We start from the raw sequence: 707 nt of genomic DNA on the forward strand, positions 1-707 counted from the left end.
CCTCGAACAAACTGCGTGCCAATTCTACCACTTGTTCTTCAAAGTATTCGCCGTAAGCCTCTTCGGAGGAGAGCTTGAACGAAAAGCGGTCGCCGGCTTCCTTGCCGAGCAGCGGTTTTTCAAAGGCGGGCAGCATCATACCCACGCCATACATAAACCGTAGGGGGTTGTCGGGGGTCGTTTCCTCCATCAGCTCATCTTTCCCTTCTTCGTTTTTCACATACAATTTGTATCCCACAGACACAATTGCATTATTTGCAATCTTCATTATTTATATTTTTAATTCTTAATTTTTAATTCTTAATTCTTAATTTATTCTGTTTTCACGGTGCAAAGGTAAGAAAAAGAACAATACAATGGCGGGCTTGACCCGCAATGACACTCAAACTGACACTCACAATGACACTGACACTGACAGTTGATTCAAAGCCTGCTTGAGCACACTGCGGGGGCAACCTACATTCATTCGCATGAAGCCGATGCCTTCTTTGCCGAACATTTTGCCGTTGTTGAGTGCCAAGCCTGCTTTGTCTTTGAAAAGCATGACCAAATCCGGCTGGCTCAACTTCAATTCGCGGCAGTCTAACCACAGCAAAAACGATGCTTCGGGGATGATTGCTTTGATTTGCGGGATGTTTGCCTTTAAATATTCGTCCACAAATTGGATGTTGCCCTCTATGTAGGTCAGCATCTGGCTGAGCCACTCG

At 45.3% G+C, this 707-nt stretch carries 1 protein-coding gene and 1 pseudogene; both read right to left on the reverse strand.

The window, feature by feature from the left end:
- A partial coding sequence (locus tag ASC50_RS02550) for an FKBP-type peptidyl-prolyl cis-trans isomerase (RefSeq protein ID WP_193391184.1) occupies positions 1–268 on the reverse strand: 268 nt, incomplete at its 3' end.
- A gap of 126 nt (positions 269–394) precedes the next feature.
- Positions 395–707 (reverse strand): annotated as a pseudogene (locus ASC50_RS02555) (cystathionine beta-lyase); the annotation flags it as partial.

Source organism: Candidatus Symbiothrix dinenymphae (assembly GCF_001431085.1).